Consider the following 19,435-nt stretch of genomic DNA (forward strand, 5'->3'; position numbering starts at 1 on the left):
TCGCTACCGGGACAGGTGCAGCTGGTCCGGGGGGACGTACACGTTGGTGTTCAGCGTGTAGTTCGACTTCAGACAGGCCGGGTTGCCATTGAACTCCAGCGTGTGCACCACGATCAGCGCCTGGCTCGTCTTGGTGCAGCCGTTGCCGTCGTAGCGCATCTTGGCGGAGTAGGCGTAGATGGTTCCGATGTAGAGCGAGGTGCCCTCCCCGCTGAGCTGCAGGTCGCTGGTGTTCAGCCGGTCGTAGGCGATCGCGAGCCCCTTGGTCGGACCGCTGGCCGGCGCGGTGATCTGGATGTTGCCGTTGCCGGCGCCGTCCAGCCAGCCGCCGTCCTGGCCCGGGGCGCCGCAGGGCGTCACCGCGCCGACGGTGCCGCAGGTGAAGAACAGCGTGACCCCGGACGTCGCGTCGAGCGCCGACGTGCCGGAGAAGTCCCACTCGCCGGTGATCACGTAGAGCCCGGGCAACAGGGTGCAGGTCCCGTTCGGGAAGTTGTAGCCGCCGTAGATTCCGGGTCCGTCGACGCACGGGTTGCTCTTCAGCGTCAGCCCCCCGAAGGGAGACGCCGGCAACGGGTAGCTGCCGAGCGGGTCCGGGATCGGCTCCTGCCCGGTGATCGGGTCCGGGCTGTAGCCGTCGAGCGGGCCGGAGGCGGTGCCTTCCACACTGATGATGCCGTCGGTGGCGACCAGGCCGTTGTTCTGGATGTTGACGCTGCCGTTGATCGACACGTCACCCCCGGAGATGTAGGCGTCGCCGTTCTGAAAGTCGTGGTATCCCTCGCCGACGATGCACAACCCGCAGTCGGCGACTCCGCCGAGCCGCATCGAAGCCTCCGCCACCGCGGAGATGCCGACGCTGTTCGTGCCGAGCAGCGGCGCGAAGGCGAGGTGCACCGTCTTGACCGGCGCCAGCACCCGCATCTTGGACGGCGCTGTGGGGTTGTCGAGGGAGATGCAGGAGGTCGTGGTGGGCTGGTAGGGCAGCGGGCTGGGGTCGACGCAGCCTGACCAGTCGGCTTCGGTGACCCGGTAGTTCTTCGCTGCGTAGGACTTGGCCGCGCCTACTGCGCCGGTGATGTCGGGGGTGGCGGTTCCGCCGAGGTAGAGCGCGTTGGCGCCGGCGAGAGCGGAGGAGTCCGAGGCAGCCTGTGCCTCGCGGCGCACGACTCTGGCCTGACCGAGGTCCACCACCAGCGCGGCGATCCCGAAGAGCAGCAGTGTCATCGCCGCGACCATCAGCACGACCGCGCCCTGCTCGTCGCGCCGGCGTGCTCCCAGCCGACTCACGTGCACCATGACCACGAGACACCGGACGGCGGGACCTCCTCACCTCCGGTCTCGACCTGGCCGGGGGTGGCGGTCTCGATCGACATCCGGGAGGCGAACCGGATGATGCGGTCGTTGGGCAGCGGCACGAGGCCGGGAAGCCGGTCAGCCTTGATCATCCCGCAGACCACCAGCTCCTTGCCGCGCACCCACCCGTCGGGCAGCAGGACCTTGACGTAGGTCTTGCCGGTGTAGGCCGCCACCTCGCTCTTGGTCGTGCACACCAGGTTCTTGACGTTGGCAGACGGCGCGATCGAGTAGGTGGTCGCGCAGGAGCTGACGGCGCCGTAGTTCGCCACCACGCCCTGCCGAGACGCCTCGCGCAGTCCTTGTCGGAGGTTCATGGAGTCGTTGAGCCACAACCCGTAGGTGATCGTGCCGAAGAGCACGGCGAAGAGGAGCGGCGAGATGAGGCCGAACTCGAGCGCGGCCGCGCCGCGCTCGCGACGTCGATCTGTCCAGCGCACGCCGTGCCTCCTCGAAGTAGGACATAGGCCCCTTAAAAGGAGTAACGGCATCTGCACGTCCTGACTGAACGGCCGAGCGGCAAGATGGCCCGTAATGACTAGCCAGAATGATCCACCTTTGCGTTGATCAGAGCTCGACCTCGAGGACGACCGGCCGGTGATCGCTGCCGCGCGCCAACAGGGCCGGACTCACGCCGGGGTGGCCATGGTGGATCACCTGGGCGGCGCCGCGGACGAGCAGAGCATCGATCCGCTTCGTCGGCTCGTCGGCCGGGAAGGTGAGCCACGACCGGTCCCCGTGATCCACGAAACCGCCCGCGCGCAGCCGCTGCCAGGCGGGACCGCTGGGCGGCTCATTCAGGTCGCCCCCGATGATCACCGGTCCACGCAGTCGCTGGGCCGCCGCTAGCACCTGCGTTGCCTCGTGGAGCCGTCGGCGTGGATCCAGGCTGAGGTGGCAGCTGACGACGCCGAACAGCCGTCCGCCGGTCCGCAGCTGTGCCCAAGCGATCCCCCGTCGAGGCTGGAACAGCGGCTGTCTCACGCGTTTCGACGCGGCCGACTCCACCACGACGCTCGGGGCGGTCAGGATCAGGTTTGAGCCAGCCGGGCGGCCGCCGGTGACCATACGTAGGCCCCACCGGTCTGCGCAGGCCACGCAACGCCGCTTCCACACAACCGGGTTCTTCGGCGCCTCGTTAACCAGCATCACGTCTACGTCGAGGTTCCGCATTACCTCGTCGAGGGCGGCGCCCCGGCGCCCACCCAGCCAAACGTTGTACGTCGCGACCCGCAAGGACGGCAATTTCTCACTCCCCGACTATTGAAGACCACCGTGCGTTCGCTTTGTCCGAACGGTTGGCCCACTACCCAATCGGGCCATATGAGCCTATTACGCAACGGTGCCTGGATGCCGCGCCTATCGTCTTCCCTGGGGAACTAACAGCTAGGGGACACGATGCTCAGACGTGCGCTCGCAATGCGAGGACGCGGCTACCGAGCGCACCGCCAGTCGGGCGCCGTGGCAGTCGAGTTCGCCCTTGTGCTTCCCCTGCTCGCGATGCTGCTCCTGGGAATCGTCACGGCCGGCATCGGGTTCGCACAGGCGATCAGCGTCGCTAACGCCGTCCGGGAAGGTTCCCGGTTCGGCGCCACGAGCATTCCTGCCTCGACCGCCCCGCCCTACACAGATCTTCAGTGGACGAACTGGGCAGCGGACGTCAACAGTCGCACTGCGGCCATGCTGGTCGACACATCAGCCGGTCAGGCGACGGTGTGCACCCAGGTCTGGAAAAACAGCACCTCCGTCGCTGCCGTTCCGACCCAGGTCCTGAGCTCCCCCGCCTGCGTGGTCGGATCGCAGAACGTTGCCGGCGGGAGCGCCCCGACGCCGCCGAGCGTCGATCCGAACGCTTGTGTCGTCACGGTGTGGGCGTTGCGGCAGATCCGAATCAATGCGCTCCTGATCAACATGAATCCCACTGTCCGCCGCGACTCGATTGCCCGGTACGAAAGAAGCTGTTGATGAAGCGGGACCATGTCCGTCGCGGCCATGACCGTGACGAAGCAGGAGCCGTGGCCATTCTTGTGGCCGTCTGTTTGACTATGCTGCTGATCGCGACCGCCATGGTGCTCGACTTCGGTCTGGCTCGCGTCGACCGGCAGACCAACAAGGCACAGGCGGACTCCGCCGCACTAGCTGGCGCGCGGTCCATGGGAGCTGACTACCGCAACACCAAGCCGTGGGCGGGGGTGTGCACGGCAGTCAGCTACCTCAAGGCGGAATACTCGGCCTACTCGATTACCGACTCGTGGCAGACCGGAGCCGGAGCCCCTGTGTCTGCCCCCTGCACGGACACCGCGCTCCTCAATACCGCGTGCACGCCAAGCACGGCGTCCTCGTGGGCCGTTTACAGAGGCACGGTCGGAGCCGCGGCCAGTCCACGACTGCTGATCGAGGTGCGGGCCGGCTACGACGTGGGTGACAGCACCGCCTTCCCCGAGGAGTTGTACACGACGCTGTCCAACGACCGCGGCACCGCAAGCGCGGGCGGCTGTGACAACCTCGCGGTGATCGTCACGCAAAAGCGCAAACCCGGCCTAGGAAGCCTCGCGACCAGCGGAGACGTCACCACCCGCATTCGTTCCGTCGGACGCGTGGTCCTGGGCCAGAACGGAAAGGCGCCGGTCGCCCTGCTGATCCTCGAGCAGCTCGACTGCTCGGCCATCAACACCGACGGCAACACCACGCGGTTGTTCGTGCACGGAGCCGGAGACCGGCCTGGCCTCATCCATTCGGACAGCCTCGGGACCACCCCGGGGAACGCGGGTGGGTGCAACAGCAACCAGATCGTCGGTGGCAGTGGCACCATCAAGGCCTTCCGGGCGGCGACCGGAGGCGCAGCGGGCGTCATCGGGATCCGGGCCCTCCTGCCGGGCGCGGGCGGCAACCCGGCCAAAGCCTATGACCCGCCCCTTGCAGTGCAGGCCGAGGGCGCTCCGGGGAGCCTCCCCGAAGGCCGGCCGCTCGTCACGCGCGCTCCCGTGGACTCGCGTTATCTGTCCACGGTGACCAGCAAAGCCGCTTCCGTGTGGCCGATGTTCTCGTGGGACCAGGCCACCGCACAGGGACTCGGATATCAGTGGATCACGCCCCCCAACTGCGGCGGCAGCGGCATCCAGCCGACCTACACACTGGACAAGGTGTATATCAACTGCCCAGGCGGCGCTGTGTTCGCTACCAGCACGTTCAACGGCACGTCGATGATCGTCAATGGCTCGCTGACGGTGAAGAGCGGCGAGATCTTGCGGATGCCGAACGTCACCCAGCTCTACGTGAAGGGTCCCGGCACCAGCGCTCAGAACGACAAGGGGCTCGATATCGGCGGCACGCTCGCCGTACACGACGGCGGCCAGTCGTCGTGCGCCCTCACGGACTCCGCCACGTCAGGTCGTGCGGAGCTCGTCGTCGGTAGCGGCTTCGTGAATCAGAGCGTCACCAACTCGGTTCTCCGCCTTTGTCACACCAGCGTGATCACCCTGGGCAACACCACAGCGATGCCTACATACCAAGACCCGGCGCCCCCGCCCAGCGACAACTCACGCAACGGCTACCTGAACATCAACGGTGGAGCCCAGGATTGGAGCGCGCCCAACGCGAAACCGGGTCTGCCCGCCAACCAAACCGACTGGGACAACTTCGAAGACCTCGCCATGTGGACCGAAACCTCGCTTCCCAGCAATATCGGCGGTAACGGCAACATGACACTCCAAGGGATCTTCATGCTGCCGAACGCCAACCCTTTCAAGATCGGCGGAACGGGCACCCAAATCGTCACGAACTCGCAGTACGTCGTCCGCAAGCTTCAGGCATCGGGTGGTGGCGTGCTGGACATGGCGCCGGACGCAAACGACGCCGTGCTGGTGAACTACTTCGGGGACTACGTCCTCGTGAGGTGACGCGCTCAGGGATTCCTGGCGAGGTCTGCCGCGCCGATCATGCCGGCACGGTTGCCGAGCGTGGCCGGACGGATCTCGAGGGAGGGTCGGTACTTGCGACCGGTGAGGTTGGACCCGAAGTGCGCCCGGATCGGGTCGAGCAGCAACTCGCCGGCCTCGGAGACGCCACCGCCGATCACCACGGCGGCCGGATCGAGGATCGCGGCGAGTGATGCGATGCCCTCCCCCAGCCACTGGCCGAGCGTTGCCAACCGCTCGATCGAGAAGACGTCCCCATCCTTCGCAGCATTGGTGATCAGCGGCCCGGTGATCGCGTCGATGTCCCCGCCGGCCCGGTCTACCAGGTCCTGGGCCATGAGCGAGCCCTCCCGGGCCTGCTCCTTGGCGTCGCGGACCAGCGCAGACCCACTGGCGTACTGCTCCCAGCAGCCGCGGTTCCCGCATCCACAGACCCGGCCCCCCGGCACAACCCGGAAATGGCCGATCTCGGCGGCCACACCGAAGGCGCCCCGGTGCAGCCGGCCGTCCAGGACCAGCCCTCCCCCCACGCCCGTGCCGACGGTGACCAGCAGCAGGTCGTCGACATCGGCGCCGGCCCCGTAGGCGAACTCGCCCCAGGCCGCGGCGTTGGCGTCGTTCTCGATGACGACCGGAAGCCCGATACGGCGTTCGAGGTCGGCCTTGAGGGGCTCGTCGCGCCAGGCGAGGTTCGGCGCGAAGAGGACTGTCGACCTGGCTCCATCGACGAAACCAGCGGCGCCCACCCCCACGGCCTCGATCTCGTGCTCGGCGCGCAGCTCGGCGACGAGCTCGGCGATGCACTCCTCGATGGCCTCGGTGTCCGAGGCCGGCGACTCCCGTCGCGCCCGCGCCAGGATGACGCCGCTGTCGTCCACCACGCCAGCGGCGATCTTGGTGCCGCCCACGTCGACCCCCACGGTCAGACCCATCAGTTGTCCTCCCAGTCAACGTCCTCGTCGACGTCGATCTTCTCCACGGGCTCCTCGGCGCTCCGGTTGGTGCCCTGGTGCGCGGTCGCCGCTTCGAGCAGGCTGTTCGCGGCCTGCAACAGGCCGGAGGCCGCCGTGGCCAGATGCTGCTTCACCTCGGGGCTGGTGCCACGCACCGCACCTATCACGCGACACAGGGGACAGTAGGTGCACTCGCGGCCACCGGTGGCCAGGTGCTCGGAAAAGTCAACCCACGGCGACCGGGCCCCTTCTGCCTCTGTGGCGTCCCCATCGCAGGCCTGACCGAACCCCCCGAGCGCGCCCAGGAGCTTGGCGGCTTCCTCGACGAGGCTGCCGACCGGCTGCTGGTCGGAATCGTCGGGGCCGCTCATCTCGAGTCCTCGGCTCGAAAACGGATCTCGAGCGCGCCGGAGGCGACCCGGGCTCCGCTGACGTCGAGCCGTCTCAAGGCAGTGGGCAGGGCCAGCATCCGGCGGTAGGAACCAACGGTCACCACGAGCTCGTCTCCATGTCTGGCCAGGTTGATGTCTGACTGAGAGACGAACGGTAGTGCGAGGCGCAGGATCGTGCCCGCCCGGGTTCGACGGATGGTCATGGGGCCGCTGCCGGTAGGGAGCTGAAGGGGGTCCCCGCCGCCGTACGCCGCCTCGGCGAAATCGTGCAGCGCCGTCATCCCGACCGGCTCACCCGGGTGGTAGGCCGACCGCCAGAGCGGCAGCCCGGCGAAGGACTCCTCCACCTCGTTCATGACCGCTGACTGGGCTGCGACCCACTGGGCCCGCCACGGGTCGGCGCCATCGTCTGGAAAGACCCGGTTCGCGACCACGCCGTCGACGCGGTAGCCGTAGAGGGACAGGGTGGTGAAGCTCCTGCGGGCCTCGGCTACCACCACGCTCTCCGGAGTCAGCACGAGACGCACGCTGGCCTCCGGACCGCTCAGCATGTCCTGGACCTCGGCTAGGTCGGCGTGCAATCGCTCGACGGCGTCGAAGACCGAGTCGTGCGGCATCGGGACGCCGGCCGCCCGCGTGAGCACCGGCCGCAGCGCCTTGACGAAGCGTCGCTCCGCCGGCAGGACACGATCCATGTACCACCCGAGCGCCTCCGGCAGCGCCAGCAGCCGCAGCGTCTCCGCGGTGGGCGCGCAGTCGACGACCACCACGTCCCACGTACCGAAGCGGACCTGGGCGCGCAGCTCCAGCAGCGCGAGCACCTCCTCGGCGCCCGGGATGACAGTCAGCTCCTCGGCCGTGATCGGGTCGACTCCGGCGGCATCGAGCACCCGGAGCAGGTAGCCCTGGATATCGGCCCAGGAGCGCTCGAACCGTGCCTGGGCGTCCACCGCTGCACGAACAGGTTCTCGGAGAGCTGCGTCGGCTCCGCGCCGATCGGGACCGCGAACGCGTCGGCCAGAGAATGCGCAGCATCCGTCGAGAGCACCAGCGTGCGCAGACCGGCTCCAGCAGCCAGGGCCGCCGTCCCCGCCGCAGTGGTCGTCTTGCCGACACCGCCCTTGCCGGTGAACAGGAGGATGCGCAAAATGTCAGCCGAGCGACTCGACGCGCTTCTTGAGCCCCTTCAGCGCTGTGTCGATGATGACCTTCTCCGCCTTGCGCTTGAGCATGCCGATCATCGGAATCGAGATGTCGACTGCGAGACGATAGGTCACCTCTGTGAGGCCGCCGACGGCCTCCGCGAGCTCGTAGGCCCCGTCCATCGCCTTGAGCATCTTGCCTTCGACAAGCCTCCAGTAGACCGACTCGTCGCCGCGCCAGTCGTACTCCAGTGTGTAGGAGTCTTTGATCGGGCTGGCGTCGAGCTCGAAATGCACCCGCTCCGGCCGCGGCACGTCACCCTTCACCACCTGGGCGATCTTGACGCCCTGGGCCCACTGCGGGTAAGCGTCGAAGTCACTGATGACGGCCATGATCAGCGGCGGAGTGGCCGCGATGGTGATGCTGGAGGTGGTCTGTTCAGCCATGGATGGTCCGTCTCGCTCTCCGTGCCCTGGACTGTGAGCGTATCCGATCAGCGGCCACCGGCAGAGGTGGGTGAGAGTCCTCCTGCACGACTCGAACGCGATACCGTCGACCCGGTCAGCTGGGCGTCAGGAAGGAGGTCGGGTGCGCGAGTACTCCACCCCCGACCTCGTCCGCGGTGACGTCAGCGACATCGATCTGCGCAACCTCACCGACGCGGTGGTCCAGCATGCGGAGCGGCGGCCCGACAAGGTGGCCTTCCGGGTTCGCGACGTCGATGAGTGGACCGGGGTGACCTCGCGACAGTTCGCCGAGCGCGTACGCCGCGTCGCGGCCGGCCTTCTCGCTCAAGGTGTCCGCCCGGGGGACCGGGTCGCGCTGATGTGCTCCACCCGGTTCGAGTGGACCGTGATCGACTACGCCGTGTGGTGGGTCGGCGCAGTCTCCGTGCCGATCTATGCCAATGCCTCCGCCGAGCAGGTGCGCAGCATCCTCTCCGACTCCGGTTGTTCCGCGGCGATGGTGGAGACCGAGCAGCAGCACGCCCTCTTCTCGGAGATCCGCGGGGACGTTGCGAGTCTCGAGCGGCTGTGGTGCCTGGCGAACGACGGCCTGGAAGCCCTCGAGCAGTCGGGGGAAACGGTTGACGCCGCGGAGCTGGAAGCCAGGCGGCGGGACGCCACGCACGACTCGCTGGCCTCCATCGTCTACACGTCTGGAACGACCGGCGCGCCGCGCGGCTGCAGGCTGACCCACGGCAACTTCCTGGCCGAGGCGGCGAGCACTCGACAGGTGTTGGCCGATGTCTTCACCGACCAGGCGTCGACGCTGCTCTTCCTCCCGCTCCCCCACATCTTCGCGCGGGTGGTGCAGGTTGCGGCGGTCGGTGCACAGGTCACGCTCGGCCACCGCAATGGTCTCGGCGAGCTCGCTCGGGAGCTTCCGCACTTTCGGCCGACGTTCCTGCTCGCAGTGCCCCGGGTCTTCGAGCAGCTCTACAACTCCGCCGCCCAGCACGCCGCCGCCGACGGTCACGGGCGCCGCTTCCAGCAGGCGTCGGCGACGGCGATCGCCTTCAGCCGGGCGTTGGACAACGGTCGGGTCGGTCCCGTCCTTCGAGCCCGCCACCTGCTCTTCGAACGGCTGGTGTACCCGTCCCTGCGCGAGACCCTCGGCGGCAGCTGCCAATACGGCATCAGCGGTGGAGCCCCCCTGGGGGACCGTCTCGCCCATCTCTACCGAGGGATCGGCATTCCGGTGCTCGAGGGTTACGGGCTGACCGAGACCACAGCCGCCGCGACACTGACCTCACCGGCGACGATCAAGATCGGCTCGGTCGGCCAGCCGTTGCCGGGGACGACCGTTCGTGTCGCCTCCGACGGTGAGCTGATGGTGCGCGGTCCGCAGGTGATGAGCGGCTACTGGGAGGACCCAGACGGCACCGCTGAGGTTCTCGACCCCGATGGCTGGTTCCGGACCGGTGACGTCGGCGAGATCGACGATGAGGGTTTCGTACGAGTCACCGGCCGCAAGCAGGAGATCCTGGTGACAGCGAGCGGCAAGGTGATCTCGCCGGAACCGCTCGAGGACCGGCTTCGCGCGCACTCGCTGGTGAGCCAGGCGATGGTGGTCGGCGACGGGCGGCCCTACCTCGCCGCCCTGATCACCTTGGACAGAGAGGCCGCTGCCGCCTGGGCGGAGGAACATCACCTGGCGGTGCGTCAGCTGCCTGGCGACGACGCGCTGCGGGCCGAGCTGCAGTCCGCGGTCGACGCCGTCAACGAGAGCGCATCGCCGGCGGAGTCGATCCGAGCCTTCCAAGTGCTCGAGCGTGACTGGACCGAGGCAGGTGGCGAGCTGACCGCCAGCCTCAAGCTGCGCCGCGACATCGTCGCCCGTCGCCAGCACCGAGAGATCGAGCGCCTCTTCACCTCGTGAACCCCCCAGACGGGGCCAGTGAGACATGAGGTGCTATTTCCCCGATTTCCGGGACGCGGGACGAGGGTTTGTACAACTCTTTACTACGGGTCAGAACAGGCCCCGCTTCCGCGGTCGCAGCTGTCAGCACGACATGACCGCGACAGACGGCCCGAGTAGACAGGTCAGGGAATGGGACGCAGAACGATCCTCCTCATCGTGGCGGCATTGGTCGCTGCCCTGGGGAGCACCATGGTGTTCCTCTATGTCCGCAGCGCAGACAACCGGGCGCTTGCATCTGCCGCCCCGGTTCAGGTGCTGCAGGCGGTGGCTCAGATCAACCCCGGAGAGACTCTCGAGGCCGCCCAGGCCGCCGGAAAGCTCGAGCTGGGCGAGGTCCCCTCCAAGGATGTGCTGCCGGGGGCTGTCAACACCATCGACGGTCTGGGCACCCTGACCGCGCTCTCTCCGATCTACCCCAAAGAGCAGATCATCAGTGCGAAGTTCGGCACGCCCGGGCAGCAGGACCTGTTGACAGTCCCCGACGGCAAGATCGCCATCTCGGTCACCCTGTCCGACACCGGCCGGGTCGCCGGCTTCGTCTCCCCCGGTGACGACGTCGCCATCTTCCTCAATGGTGACATTGGTGGCGGCCAGCAAGGAGTTCGACTGCTGCTGCCGTCGGTGCAGGTGGTGGCCATCGGTGCAACGACTGTGATCTCGACGACCACAACGAACCCTGCCGGCGCACAGACGACGGAGCAGCTGCCCAAGACGCTCTTCACACTCGCCGTGGAGCAGGACGAGGCGGAGCGGATCATGCTCGCTTCGACCACCGGAGCGCTGACGTTCGGCTACCTCAACGACAAGTCCAAGGTGAAGCCTGGTCCGGGCGTCACCTCCGACAACCTCTTCCGGTGATCTGATGCCCATCATCGTTGAAAGCAACGCAGGGAACGCCGAGCTCTTCACCACCGTGACGGGCGCCCACTCCCTGGTGGTGCCGACGCTCGACGAGCTCAAGAAGTCATTGAGCTCGGTTTCCGACGAGTTCGCGATCGTGCTCGGCCCCGGAGTGGATCTGGAGGCAGCGGCGGCCCTGGCCGACATGCTCCGCGTCACCCGGCCCACCATCAGCGTGATTCTGATCCGTCGCCGTGTGGACACCAGCGTTCTTGCTGAGGCACTTCGGTCAGGGATGCGCGAGGTGGTTGAGGAGCGCGACCTCACGGGGCTGGGCTCGGCCGTGAGCCGGGCCCGTCAGGTGTGGCAGGCCCTGAACGGTCCTCTCGAGAACGCCAGCGGAGGAGCCAGCGGGCAGGTCGTGACCGTGTTCTCGCCCAAGGGTGGCGTCGGCAAGACGACGTTGGCGGTGAACCTGGGGATAGCCCTTGCAGAGAAGGGAGCCAAGCGCGTCTGCGTCGTGGACCTCGATCTCAGCTTCGGGGACGTCGCGATCACCCTTCAGCTCATCCCTGCACGCACCATGGCGGACGCCGTGCACTTCGAGAGCGGTCTCGACTTCGACGTTCTGGAGCCCCTGCTGACACCGCACAACACCGGCATCACGGCGCTGGTCGCCCCGGTGCAGCCGGACGCTAAGGACTCCATCCCCCCGTCATTGGTGGGGCGCATCCTGTCGATCCTCAAGAACAGCTTCGACTTCGTCATCGTGGACACCGCCCCAACCTTCGACGAGTTCGTGCTGCAGGCGTTCGACGAGACGGACACGCTGCTCCTCGTCACCACCCTCGACGTCCCGACGCTCAAGAACGTCAAGATTGCCGTGGAGACCCTGGACCTTCTCAATTTCCCCAAGTCGCGGCGCCGGCTGATCCTGAATCGGGCGGACGACAAGGTCGGCCTCTCAGCGGACGAGGTGGAAAGCACGCTTTCCATGAAGATCGAGGCCTCTATCCCGACCTCGGCCCAGGTGGCCAATGCCACCAACTCCGGTGAACCCATCACCAGCGCGCTCCCCAAGCATCCGGTGAGCGTCGCCGTCACCACTTTGGCGCGGGCCATCTCCACCGCCGCAGAGCCCAAAGCCGCGGCCACTCCCGCCCCCAAGTCCAGAGTCGCCGCGCCCCGCCGTGGCCTCCTTCGAAGGAACAGCAGGTAGTCATGAGCAGCCTGGCCGACCGTCTCGCCGCCGCTTCTCGCGACCGGGTGACGTCCAATGGAACCGCGGTCGACGCGATCCCGACCAAGGGCGAGCGTCCCTCGGCGAAAACGAGCACCGCGGAGGATGACTTTCGCGAGCTGAAGGCGGCGGTGCACAACCGCCTGCTCCAGCAGCTCGGACCCAAGCTGTACGACGCCGACCTGACCCAGTCGGAACTCGAGCGGATGGTCCGCAGTGCTCTCCAGGACGCGATGCAGGACGAGGACGTCCTCCTCACCCCGGCAGACCGGACCCGCATCGCGCAGGAGATCGCCGACGACATCCTCGGCTACGGCCCGATCGAGCCGTTCTTGCGCGACCCAGACCTCACCGAGGTCATGGTCAACGGGCCCGACAGCATCTGGATCGAGCGGTCGGGCAAGCTGCACAAGGTCGACGGGCGTTTCACTGATGAGGCCCACCTCCGTCGCACCATCGACAAAATCGTCTCCCGCATCGGTCGCCGCGTCGACGAGTCGAGTCCCATGGTGGATGCCCGGCTCCCCGACGGTAGCCGCGTAAACGCGGTCATCCCCCCGCTGGCGATCGACGGGTCCCTGCTGACGATCCGTAAGTTCTCTGCCGACCCCTATACCTCGGACGACTTGGTCGCCTTCGGCACCTACTCCCAGCGGACAGCGGAGTTCCTGGCTGCGTGCGTCAAGGGACACCTCAACATCATCATCTCCGGCAGCACCGGCGCCGGAAAAACGACGACATTGAACGTGTTGTCCTCCTTCATCCCCTCCGACGAACGCATCGTCACCATCGAGGACGCGGCCGAGCTCCAGCTGCACCAGGACCACGTGCTGCGGCTGGAGTCGCGGCCCGCCAACATCGAGGGCAAGGGTGCTGTCGATATCCGAGACCTGGTGAAGAACTCGCTGCGCATGCGTCCCGACCGCATCGTCGTCGGTGAGGTCCGGGACTCCGCCGCACTCGACATGCTCCAAGCGATGAACACCGGTCACGACGGCTCCATCTGCAGCGTCCACTCCAACGGCCCTCGCGACACTCTGTCCCGCATCGAGACCATGGTGCTGATGGCCGGCATGGACCTTCCCATCCGTGCCATCCGCGAGCAGGTGGCGTCAGCCGTCGACGTGATCGTGCACCAGAGCCGTTTGCGCGACGGTTCACGTCGGATCACCCACGTGACCGAGGTGGAGCGGATGGAGGGCGACATCATCACGCTCCAGGACATCTTCGTCTACGACCACTCCATGGGCTTCGACGAGAACGGCAAGAGCCTCGGACGGCTGCGTGCGACGGGTCTTCGGCCCAAATTCCTCGACAAGCTCACTCAGCAGAACGTGAAGGTCGACCCGATGCTCTTCGCCATGGACGGGATCTGACCGGTGAAGACGCAGAAGAGGCGTCCCCCCGCGGCACGCCGTCGAGCAGCTCGTGCGCTGGCCGTTCTCGGGCTCCTGCCGATCGTATTGACCGTGCCGGCGATGGCCGCACAAGGCAGCATCGACCACGTCGAACCTGGCAGCGACTCATTCCAGGTGCTCTACTCACTCACTGGTTCAGATGCAGAAGCCGCACCTGACCTCAGCTCACTGACGGTGACTCTCGACGGCAAGCCGCTGACCGCTGATGCTGAGCTCGCATCCGATGCCCAGACTGCCGTCCGGCGCACTGCGATCCTGGCCATCGACGTCAGTCAGAGCATGCGTCAGAACAACAAGTTCGAAGAGGCGCAGAACGCCGCGAAGGTCTTCCTCGGCTCAGCCCCGGAGGATCTCTACGTGGGGATCGTGACGTTCGCCGGCGACGTCACCGTGGCGCAGGAGCCGTCACTCGACCGGGCCACGTCCAGGACGGTGCTCGACGGGCTGACGCTGTCTCGCCAGACCCGCCTCTACGACGGCATCCTCGAGGCCGTGTCGACGGCGGGTCTCGAGGGTTCCAGGAGCATTCTGGTGCTGTCGGACGGCAAGGACACGTCGACCACTCCGATCCAGCAGGTCACGTCAGCCATCAAGACCGCCGGGATCAAGGTCGACGTCGTCGCCCTCGCACAGTCAGCCGACGACACCGCGCTGCTGCAACAACTCTCCGACGCGGGCAGCGGCACGGTCATAAGCGCTGAAGACCCGACCGCTCTGGCCGCCGTCTTCGCGGACGAGGCCAAGTCGCTCGCCAAGCAGCTGTTGATCAGCGTCGCTCCGCCACCCGGGAACACCGACAACGAAGGCACCCTCGAGATCTCGGTCGAGGCAGATGGCGAGACCTACACCGACAGCGCCTTCGTGACCGTCTCCGCCAAGAAGGCGCCCGGACCGGTGAAGGCGAAACCGACGGCTCTCGTGCCCGTGCAGGCTCCTCGGGTCATCATCTCCCACGACGCGATGCTGGCGGGCCTGGTGGGCGCCTCGCTCGCCGTGCTCCTTCTCCTGCTCACGGTGTTGGGCGCCTTCCGCGGCAGAAAGCGGGAGTCGGTGGAGGATCGGGTCGCTGCCTACACTCAGCGGGGAGCGCGTCGGAGGGCCAAGTCCGTGCCCGCCACACCTCAGGGAGTGACCGCCCAGGCAGTAGGGGTTGCGGAGAAGGCACTCGGATCCAGCGGAGGCCTCGAAGAGGCTCTCGGGCAGAAACTCGAGGCAGCGGGTCTCTCCCTCAAGCCGGCGGAGTGGCTGCTGGCGCATGCCGCCATCGCCTTCGTGGTCGGCGTTGCTGCACTCCTGCTCAGCTCCGGAAACGTCTTCGTCATGCTCGGTGGCATCTTCGTGGGTTTGCTGGTTCCTTGGGCGTACCTGTCGTTCAAGACCGGCCGGCGTACCAAGCGCTTCAAGGCTCAGCTCGCCGACACGCTGCAGCTGATGTCCGGCAGCCTCTCGGCGGGGCTGTCCCTCGCCCAGTCCGTGGACACGGTGGTCCGAGAGGGCTCCGACCCGATCTCGGGAGAGTTCCGCCGGGCGATCGTCGAGTCCCGGTTGGGGGTCGAGATCGAGGATGCCCTGGCCGGCATTGCAGACCGCATGGAGAGCAAGGACTTCGAGTGGGTGGTGATGGCGATCCGGATCCAGCGTGAAGTCGGCGGAAACCTCGCCGAGCTTCTCAACAACGTCGCCGCTACCATCCGCGAGCGCGAGTACTTGGAACGTCAGGTCTTGGCACTCTCCGCGGAGGGACGGCTCTCCGTGTGGATCCTGGGTGGCCTGCCTCCGGGGTTCATGGCCTACCTGCTGGTCTCGAATCCGGATTATCTGCATCCCCTGATCAGCACGATGATCGGCTACATCCTGTTGGGTGTCATGGGGGTCCTGCTGACCGTTGGCATCCTTTGGATGAAGAAGCTCGTGAAGGTGGATGTGTGACATGACCCCGTCATCGATCCTCATGATCGCCGGCCTGGTCGGCATCTTTCTCGCGATCATGCTCTCCCTGACTGCGGTCGGGGTTTTCGACAATGAGGCCCGCGGTGTGAGCAAGTCCTTGGCCGTCCTCGAGGCGTTCTCGGCGGCGCCGCCAGAGATGCGCAAGGAACTTGAGCCGTCCTTCAACGATCGGGTGGTAGCGCCGCTGCTCGACCGAACGCTGGCTCTCGGTAAGAAGCTCACGCCGTCCGACCATGGCGAGCGCATCCGGACCAAGCTCGAGGTCGCGGGCAACCCACCGGGGTGGTCGATTGACCGCGTCATCTCGTTGAAGTTCGTTGGCTTCGCGGTGGCGCTCATCATCAGCATGATCGTTGCTTTGCTATTCGGCTTTGGCTTCGCTCCCATGCTGGCTTTCTGTGTCATTGCGGCAGTGCTCGGTTATCTGGCACCCAACCTCTACCTGTACCAGAAGGGGTACGACCGCACGCAGAAGATCCAGAAGGGCATGCCAGACGCGCTGGACCTCCTCACCATCTCGGTCGAGTCCGGACTGGGTTTCGACGCCGCAATCTCCCAGGTCGCCCGCAACACCGAAGGGCCTCTGTCAGACGAGTTCGCGCGAGTGCTGCAGGAGATGCAGATCGGCCTCGGCCGTGGCGCCGCGCTCCGCGCACTGGGTGATCGCACCCACGTCCCCGAGCTCAAGGGCTTCGTGTCAGCGATGGTGCAGGCCGACGCACTCGGCATCCCTGTCGCTCAGGTGCTGCGCGTGCAGTCTCGCGAGATCCGCACCAAGCGTCGACAGCGCGCTGAAGAGCAGGCACAGAAGGTGGCGGTAAAAATCCTCATTCCGCTGATCTTCTGCATCCTGCCCTGCCTGTTCATCGCGGTTCTAGGACCCGCCGCGATCGGGATTTACGAAGCCTTCTCGGGCACGCTCGGGCCGTGAATCGCCTCGGGATTGCTCCTCGTGTCTTCTGCGTCGCTGCTGTCCTAGGGCTGAGCCTCGCGCTGCTGGACTCTGTCGCCCTCCAAGGCACCTTGATGCTTGCTGTGGTTGCTGGCTTGGCAGTGGCGGCTGATCTTTCCGACCGTCTGCCTGCGCGTTGGGTCGTGGGTGCCGAAGCTGCTGTGTCGGCGCTCATCGTCGGGATGGCCCTGCCGCAGGGTGTCTTGCTGCTGCCGTACCTCGTGGTGCCGGCGCTTGTCGCCGGCGCCATGCTGGGCGTCTGGCCTGTCTTGACGACTGTCAGCATCGAAGTTCTGGCACTCGTCCTGGTCGTGCTGGTCTCTGGTCAGAGCACGCAGATAGACACTCTGACGGAGATCGTCGGCCCTTGGCTCTTCACCACCCTAGGAGTCGGGTTGGTCAGTGCTCGACTTCGTGCGCTCAGGTCTTCAGGTGGCGTGGAACCGGACGCCTCCTACGAGTCAGCTCGGCGACTGCTCTCCCAGCTGCGCACCGTCGCAAGACGTCTGTCCTCAGGTCTCGACACTGTGACGATGTCGACGCAGTTGCTGTCTGCTGTGCATTCACACCTCGACGACACGCACTCCGCCGTCTTCGTCAGAACCGAGGGTGGTGTGCTCGCGCCGCTCGGCTATCGGGGCGCCGGCGCACGCGAAGCGCTTTCACCGGATGGGCAGTTGTTGGAGCGCTGCTGGGCTGAGATGGAGCCGTTGTGCGAGGTCCAGGCCTCCGGCGCCGTCAATCGCCGGCAGCGCGTGGTGCTGCCGCTCCGCGTCGGTGTGCGGATGATAGGCGTAGTCATCGTCAACGCGGGCGAGGCACCCAGTTCCGCAGTCTTCACCGCCCTCATGCGCGAGGTCGACGAGTACGCGCTGCGGATCGAGACCGCGCTGGCGTTCGACGAGATCCGATCCATAGCGACGCTCGAGGAAAGGCACCGGCTCGCTCGGGAGATCCATGACGGCATCGCCCAGGAGATCGCCTCCCTCGGTTACGTAGTCGATGACCTCGCCGCGAGCGCTTCCTCAGAGGGGCAACGTCGCAAGTTGGCTTCACTGCGTTCGGAGCTCACCCGCGTGGTCAGCGAGCTGCGGCTTTCGATTTTCGATTTGCGCAGCGACGTATCAGCCGGTCTGGGTTCAACGCTGTCGGACTACGTGCGCGAGGTCGGCGCTCGTTCGGGACTGACGGTGCATTTGACACTCGACGTAGCGCCGACCCGTCTGCGCAGCGAAGTCGAAGCCGAGCTCCTCCGCATTGCGCAAGAAGCCATCACCAACGCCCGCAAGCACTCCGGCGCGACTAACCTGTGGGTCGACTGCCGCATCCATCCTCCCTTCGCCCGCATCGCCGTCAAAGACGACGGCCGGGGACTTGGCGATCCTCGAGACGACTCCTATGGGATGACGATCATGCGAGAACGCTCCGACCGGATCGGCGCTGATCTTGACATCGCAACGGTCAACGGCGCTGACGGTGCTGAAGGCACCGTTGTCACGGTTAGGGTGGGCGTCGACGAGCACACCCTGGCCTGACATCCGATCCCTTCAGGAGGTCCACGTGAACGCGCCGGCCCACACCGTAGTGCTCGTCGACGATCATGACCTGATTCGCCAGGGTCTGGCCCGTGCCTTCGAGCGGCATCCCGACTTCTGTGTCGTCGGCGAAGCTGCCAGCGTCGCAGCAGGCATTGATCTGGTGGCGCAACTCGCCCCCGCGGTGGTGGTGACCGACGTGCGGCTACCGGACGGCACCGGTCTGGATCTGGTGCGCGCCGTACGCAAGGGCAATTCCTCGATCGGCATCGTGGTGCTGACCATGTATGCCGGGGACGAGCAGCTCTTCGAAGCGCTCGACGCGGGCGCCTCGGCCTTCGTGGCGAAAGACGTGCCCTCAGACGACGTGGTGGCCGCAGCACGCCACGCCATAGTGTCTCCTCGTTCTTTCACGGCCGCGAGCCTTGCGGACGCAATGCGACGCCGCATGAGTCCCTCAGGCCCGCAGCTCTCGCCGCGCGAGTCAGAAGTGCTCAAGCTGCTCGCTGAAGGCCTGGGCGTGGCGGCGATCGCCCGTCAGCTGTTCGTCAGCGAGTCAACAGCGAAGACCCACATCTCCAAGATCTACGAAAAGCTCGGAGCGGCGAATCGCGCCCAGGCGATCATGAACGCGATCCGTGCCGGTCTCCTGTCGGACAAGTGAGGACTGGTGTCCGCACAAGTGCAATAGATGGCCCACACGGGCTATCAAGTGCTAGTTCCGGATCGTCCTTTTGTGTCCCCAGTTCAGCCGTTTCACCGATGTTGTGGCGGTTGATCCTCCATCATTCTTGGTGTGTCAGGGATCCACCTGCGGGTTCCGCCGAACAACTCTGGGAGATACCACCATGCTTCAGTACATGCAGCGCCTCGTTCACCGCCGCGACAACGAGAAGGGCGCCTCGGCCGTTGAGTACGGCTTGCTGGTTGCAGCGATCGCGGCCATCATCGTCCTGATCGTGTTCGCGATCGGCAAGTTCGTCAAGCAGGGCTTCAAGGACACCTGCAGCGGCCTGCAGTCAGGCAGCTACTCCACCACGCCTGCCAGCTGCCCCTCCTGATCCATCGGCTGGTAAAGGGCTGGGTGACGGCGACCGTCGTCACCCAGCCTTTTGCATTTTGAAGGAGGCGAATATGCCAAGACGCATCACCCGCTGGGATGACCGCGGCGCATCTGCAGTCGAGTACAGCTTCCTCGTGGCGGCGATCGCTGCTGTCCTAGTGATGGTGCTCTTTTCACTTGGAAGGTTTACGGGCGCTACTTACGCAGATACCTGCCAGAGTCTGGCCTCCGGCGACTTCTCGGGATCCAACG

At 66.3% G+C, this 19,435-nt stretch carries 19 protein-coding genes; 11 read left to right on the forward strand and 8 right to left on the reverse strand.

Features of this window, described 5'->3' with window-relative positions:
* Nucleotides 1-3: 3 nt before the first annotated feature.
* The 3 genes from H9L09_RS01225 to H9L09_RS01235 form a co-directional block, all read right to left on the reverse strand.
* Nucleotides 4-1,299: a pilus assembly protein TadG-related protein gene (locus tag H9L09_RS01225; protein WP_187578991.1), complete on the reverse strand. Its 1,296-nt coding sequence runs from the start codon at nt 1,297-1,299 to the stop codon at nt 4-6.
* A complete protein-coding gene (locus H9L09_RS01230; protein ID WP_187578992.1) occupies nt 1,287-1,796 on the reverse strand; it encodes a TadE/TadG family type IV pilus assembly protein in 510 nt (169 codons plus the stop codon). The genes H9L09_RS01225 and H9L09_RS01230 overlap by 13 nt, the downstream gene beginning before the upstream one ends.
* A gap of 127 nt (nt 1,797-1,923) precedes the next feature.
* A complete protein-coding gene (locus tag H9L09_RS01235) occupies nt 1,924-2,529 on the reverse strand; it encodes an endonuclease/exonuclease/phosphatase family protein (RefSeq protein ID WP_246456193.1) in 606 nt (201 codons plus the stop codon).
* A gap of 288 nt (nt 2,530-2,817) precedes the next feature.
* On the opposite strand from H9L09_RS01235, the gene H9L09_RS01240 reads away from it, so the two are divergent.
* Together H9L09_RS01240 and H9L09_RS01245 are read left to right on the forward strand one after the other, a co-directional pair.
* On the forward strand, nt 2,818-3,321 hold the full coding sequence (locus H9L09_RS01240) for a TadE/TadG family type IV pilus assembly protein (protein WP_187578994.1): 504 nt from the start codon (nt 2,818-2,820) through the stop codon (nt 3,319-3,321).
* A complete protein-coding gene (locus H9L09_RS01245; protein WP_187578995.1) occupies nt 3,321-5,255 on the forward strand; it encodes a TadE/TadG family type IV pilus assembly protein in 1,935 nt (644 codons plus the stop codon). Before H9L09_RS01240 ends, H9L09_RS01245 begins: the two co-directional genes overlap by 1 nt.
* Before the next feature lie 5 nt (nt 5,256-5,260).
* Here H9L09_RS01245 and H9L09_RS01250 read toward each other — a convergent pair whose 3' ends face one another.
* From H9L09_RS01250 to H9L09_RS01265, 5 genes are read right to left on the reverse strand one after another with little or no spacing between them, the layout of a single operon-like run.
* On the reverse strand, nt 5,261-6,205 hold the full coding sequence (locus tag H9L09_RS01250) for an ROK family glucokinase (protein ID WP_187578996.1): 945 nt from the start codon (nt 6,203-6,205) through the stop codon (nt 5,261-5,263).
* Nucleotides 6,205-6,597 carry a hypothetical protein gene (locus H9L09_RS01255; RefSeq protein WP_187578997.1) on the reverse strand — a complete coding sequence of 131 codons (393 nt, stop codon included), beginning with the start codon at nt 6,595-6,597 and terminating at the stop codon, nt 6,205-6,207. The genes H9L09_RS01250 and H9L09_RS01255 overlap by 1 nt, the downstream gene beginning before the upstream one ends.
* Nucleotides 6,594-7,568: an ArsA family ATPase gene (locus tag H9L09_RS22360; protein ID WP_281390800.1), complete on the reverse strand. Its 975-nt coding sequence runs from the start codon at nt 7,566-7,568 to the stop codon at nt 6,594-6,596. The genes H9L09_RS01255 and H9L09_RS22360 overlap by 4 nt, the downstream gene beginning before the upstream one ends.
* Entirely contained in the window at nt 7,463-7,765 is a 303-nt protein-coding gene (locus H9L09_RS22365) for an ArsA-related P-loop ATPase (protein WP_281390801.1), read from the reverse strand. Before H9L09_RS22365 ends, H9L09_RS22360 begins: the two co-directional genes overlap by 106 nt.
* Before the next feature lie 4 nt (nt 7,766-7,769).
* On the reverse strand, nt 7,770-8,207 hold the full coding sequence (locus tag H9L09_RS01265; protein WP_187578998.1) for an SRPBCC family protein: 438 nt from the start codon (nt 8,205-8,207) through the stop codon (nt 7,770-7,772).
* 142 nt (nt 8,208-8,349) lie between these two features.
* Between H9L09_RS01265 and H9L09_RS01270 the strand changes: the two genes are divergently transcribed.
* From H9L09_RS01270 to H9L09_RS01310, 9 genes are all read left to right on the forward strand, one after another.
* Nucleotides 8,350-10,143: an AMP-dependent synthetase/ligase gene (locus tag H9L09_RS01270; protein WP_246456194.1), complete on the forward strand. Its 1,794-nt coding sequence runs from the start codon at nt 8,350-8,352 to the stop codon at nt 10,141-10,143.
* Nucleotides 10,144-10,341: 198 nt separating this feature from the next.
* Nucleotides 10,342-11,043 (forward strand): Flp pilus assembly protein CpaB, encoded by a 702-nt coding sequence (cpaB, locus tag H9L09_RS01275; RefSeq protein ID WP_187578999.1) that lies wholly within the window; start codon nt 10,342-10,344, stop codon nt 11,041-11,043.
* A gap of 4 nt (nt 11,044-11,047) precedes the next feature.
* Nucleotides 11,048-12,244: a CpaE/TadZ family protein gene (locus H9L09_RS01280; protein ID WP_187579000.1), complete on the forward strand. Its 1,197-nt coding sequence runs from the start codon at nt 11,048-11,050 to the stop codon at nt 12,242-12,244.
* Nucleotides 12,245-12,246: 2 nt separating this feature from the next.
* A complete protein-coding gene (locus tag H9L09_RS01285) occupies nt 12,247-13,641 on the forward strand; it encodes a TadA family conjugal transfer-associated ATPase (RefSeq protein WP_187579001.1) in 1,395 nt (464 codons plus the stop codon).
* A gap of 3 nt (nt 13,642-13,644) precedes the next feature.
* Nucleotides 13,645-15,612, forward strand: coding sequence for a type II secretion system F family protein (locus H9L09_RS01290; protein WP_187579002.1), 1,968 nt, complete (start codon nt 13,645-13,647; stop codon nt 15,610-15,612).
* A gap of 1 nt (nt 15,613) precedes the next feature.
* Nucleotides 15,614-16,564, forward strand: coding sequence for a type II secretion system F family protein (locus H9L09_RS01295; RefSeq protein WP_187579003.1), 951 nt, complete (start codon nt 15,614-15,616; stop codon nt 16,562-16,564).
* Nucleotides 16,561-18,120 carry a sensor histidine kinase gene (locus H9L09_RS01300; protein WP_187579004.1) on the forward strand — a complete coding sequence of 520 codons (1,560 nt, stop codon included), beginning with the start codon at nt 16,561-16,563 and terminating at the stop codon, nt 18,118-18,120. The genes H9L09_RS01295 and H9L09_RS01300 overlap by 4 nt, the downstream gene beginning before the upstream one ends.
* Before the next feature lie 25 nt (nt 18,121-18,145).
* Entirely contained in the window at nt 18,146-18,784 is a 639-nt protein-coding gene (locus tag H9L09_RS01305) for a response regulator transcription factor (RefSeq protein WP_187579005.1), read from the forward strand.
* Nucleotides 18,785-18,968: 184 nt separating this feature from the next.
* The gene (locus H9L09_RS01310; protein ID WP_187579006.1) at nt 18,969-19,181 is read left to right on the forward strand and encodes a Flp family type IVb pilin; all 213 of its coding nucleotides are present in this window, start codon (nt 18,969-18,971) and stop codon (nt 19,179-19,181) included.
* Nucleotides 19,182-19,435 lie beyond the last annotated feature (254 nt).

It is taken from the genome of Nocardioides mesophilus (genome assembly GCF_014395785.1).
Lineage (GTDB): Bacteria > Actinomycetota > Actinomycetes > Propionibacteriales > Nocardioidaceae > Nocardioides_B > Nocardioides_B mesophilus.

Excerpts from the sequence above, each read along its gene's own strand:
- H9L09_RS01225 (WP_187578991.1), bottom strand. The coding sequence starts at position 1,299 with ATGGTGCACGTGAGTCGGCTGGGAGCACGCCGGCGCGACGAGCAGGGC.
- H9L09_RS01235 (WP_246456193.1), bottom strand. The coding sequence starts at position 2,529 with ATGCGGAACCTCGACGTAGACGTGATGCTGGTTAACGAGGCGCCGAAG.
- H9L09_RS01245 (WP_187578995.1), top strand. The coding sequence starts at position 3,321 with ATGAAGCGGGACCATGTCCGTCGCGGCCATGACCGTGACGAAGCAGGA.
- H9L09_RS01250 (WP_187578996.1), bottom strand. The coding sequence starts at position 6,205 with ATGGGTCTGACCGTGGGGGTCGACGTGGGCGGCACCAAGATCGCCGCT.
- H9L09_RS01255 (WP_187578997.1), bottom strand. The coding sequence starts at position 6,597 with ATGAGCGGCCCCGACGATTCCGACCAGCAGCCGGTCGGCAGCCTCGTC.
- H9L09_RS01265 (WP_187578998.1), bottom strand. The coding sequence starts at position 8,207 with ATGGCTGAACAGACCACCTCCAGCATCACCATCGCGGCCACTCCGCCG.
- H9L09_RS01280 (WP_187579000.1), top strand. The coding sequence starts at position 11,048 with ATGCCCATCATCGTTGAAAGCAACGCAGGGAACGCCGAGCTCTTCACC.
- H9L09_RS01285 (WP_187579001.1), top strand. The coding sequence starts at position 12,247 with ATGAGCAGCCTGGCCGACCGTCTCGCCGCCGCTTCTCGCGACCGGGTG.
- H9L09_RS01295 (WP_187579003.1), top strand. The coding sequence starts at position 15,614 with ATGACCCCGTCATCGATCCTCATGATCGCCGGCCTGGTCGGCATCTTT.
- H9L09_RS01310 (WP_187579006.1), top strand. The coding sequence starts at position 18,969 with ATGCTTCAGTACATGCAGCGCCTCGTTCACCGCCGCGACAACGAGAAG.